2 protein-coding genes are annotated in these 1,261 nt (G+C 66.9%); both read left to right on the forward strand.

The genetic code is table 11. The features are described 5' to 3' along the window. Positions 1 to 376 (forward strand): winged helix-turn-helix domain-containing protein (locus tag BIS11_RS17875; RefSeq protein ID WP_253586768.1); only part of this gene is annotated, 376 nt, incomplete at its 5' end. Positions 377 to 384: 8 nt separating this feature from the next. After that, on the forward strand, positions 385 to 1,261 hold an 877-nt coding region (locus BIS11_RS17880; RefSeq protein WP_253586769.1), incomplete at its 3' end, for a sensor histidine kinase N-terminal domain-containing protein.

Raw genomic sequence — 1,261 nt, forward strand, 5'->3', positions numbered from 1 at the left:
CTACCTGTGCAAGCCGTTTTCGCTGGACGAGGTGGCCGCCCGGGCGCGGGCGCTGGTGCGTCGGGCCAAGCACTTCGGCGGCGACACCCTGCAGTGCGGCCCGCTCGAGTTCCTGCCGGACGCCCGCGAGCTGCGCCTGGACGGCGCGCCCGTGACGCTTCACCGCCGCGAGCTGGAGGTGATCGAGTACCTGATGATCAACCAGAACCGGCTGGTGAGTAAGGACCAGATCATCCAACGCCTCTCGACGCTGGACGAGCCGGTCACCTACGCCGCCGTCGAGACCTACGTCTCGCGCATCCGCAAGAAGATCGGCCGCGAGTTCGGCCTCAAGACGGTGCGCGGGCTGGGCTACTATCTCGACTGCAAGAAATAGACGACGCCATGCCCCTGTTCAAGCGCCCCTTCTCGATACGCGCCCGCCTGCTGATCTGGATCGGGCTGCCCTTCACCGGGCTCGCCCTGCTGGCGCTGGGCTCGAGCTACCTGCTGCTGACCCGCCAGATCAACGAAACCTTCGACGACCTGCTCTACAATGCCGCCCAGCGACTGGAGCGGCGTATCTACACCGCCGGTGGCGAGCTGCACATCAACATGCACTACTTCAGTATCAGCACGCTGGGCAGCCGGGGAGAAGGCAAGATCTTCTACCGCATCCGCGAGGTGGATGGGCCGATGATCGCCGGGTTTCCGGGCCTTGGCGACCCGCCGGGGCCACTGGACGAGCCGCTGTTCTACGACGTCGACTACGCCGGTAACGCGCTGCGCGCCGTGGCCCTCACCTTTCCCTACCAGCGCGGCCGAACGCAAACCACCCTCGAGGTGATCGTGGCGGAGTCGAAGGAGGCGCGTTACACCCTGGCCAACGACTTCATGCTCACCCTGAGCAGCCTCATGGCCGTCACCGGCCTGCTGGCGATGACCCTGGCGCTGTTCGCCATCCATCGCGGCCTCGCGCCGCTGAACGCGATCAGGCAGGCCCTGCGCCGGCGTTCGCCCAACGACCTGCGCCCCCTCGAGGAGAACGCGCCGAAGGAGATCCAGCCGCTGATCGCCAGCATCAACCAGCTCATGCAGCGCATGCGGCGCAGCATCGAAAGCACCCAGCAGCTCAATGCCGACGTTTCCCACCAGCTGCGAACGCCGATCTCGGAGCTGCGCGCGCTGACCGAGCTCTCCCTCAAGGCGACCCGGGAACCGGATACCCGCGCCAATCTGGTCGCGATGCAGCGCACCGCCGAGCACGCGAGCCACACGGTGC

Origin of the sequence: Halomonas sp. 707D4 (assembly GCF_024158685.1) — a bacterium.
Lineage (GTDB): Bacteria > Pseudomonadota > Gammaproteobacteria > Pseudomonadales > Halomonadaceae > Vreelandella.